Here is an 848-nt window from a genome sequence, read left to right on the forward strand (position 1 = left end):
TGAGTTGCTTGAAGCAGGTCAGCGCTGCGGCCAGGGTGGCGAAGGCGCAGTAGTTGACGGCATCGCGTTCGTACCGGGTGACCAGTCGGCGGTAGCCAAACAACCAGGAGATCGTGCGTTCAACCACCCATCGGTGCCGGCCGAGTCGTTGTGAGGACTCGGTTCCCTTGCGGGCGATGCGCGGGACCGTGCCGCGCTCGCGCAGCCATCGGCGGAGGTGGTCGATGTCGTAGGCCTTGTCCGCGTGCAGCTTCGCGGGCCGGAAGCGGCGCGGTCCGCGTCGTGAGCGGATGCGCGGGACGGCCATGAGCATCGGCTCGAGCGCTCGGCTGTCGTGCAGGTTCGCCGCCGAGACACCGACCGCCAGCGGCAGTCCGGCGCGGTCGGTCACGACGTGGATCTTCGAGCCGGGCTTGCCGCGATCTACCGGGTTCGGACCGGTCATGTCGCCCCCTTTTTCGCCCGGACCGACGCGCTGTCCAGAATCGCCCGCGACCAGTCCACCAGGCCTCGGGCACCGAGTTCGTCGAGCACCGCCCGGTGCAACCGCCGCCACAACGCAGCCCGCGTCCACTGCGTGAACCGGCGGTGCGCCGTCGGCGCCGACACGCCGAACGACGGTGGCAGATCCCGCCACCGACATCCGCTGGTCAGCACGAACACGATCGCGGTGAACACCGCCCGGTCGTCCACCGGAGCCGTCCCACCGCCCTGCGGGCGCCGCCTGAACTCGGGAATCAGCGGCTGCACCAACGCCCACAACTCATCCGGCACCAACCGCGACGACAACTGATCGACCACGGCACCACATCATCCCAGCACCGTCACCGCCACGTGAGACCGGCTCT

Annotated in this window: 1 protein-coding gene; it reads right to left on the reverse strand. The window is 69.3% G+C overall.

All coding sequences use genetic code 11. The annotated features are described in order from the left end of the window. Positions 1-789 (reverse strand): IS5 family transposase gene (locus IMZ35_RS30245; RefSeq protein ID WP_199444628.1). Its coding sequence is split into 2 segments (ribosomal slippage), with 790 coding nucleotides annotated over them: positions 1-453 and positions 453-789; the frame shifts between segments, so codons are not numbered across the junction. This gene is flagged as partial in the annotation. Between the last annotated feature and the right edge of the window lie 59 nt (positions 790-848).

Origin of the sequence: Umezawaea beigongshangensis, from assembly GCF_016464305.1 — a bacterium.
In the GTDB taxonomy this organism is placed as follows: domain Bacteria; phylum Actinomycetota; class Actinomycetes; order Mycobacteriales; family Pseudonocardiaceae; genus Umezawaea_A; species Umezawaea_A beigongshangensis.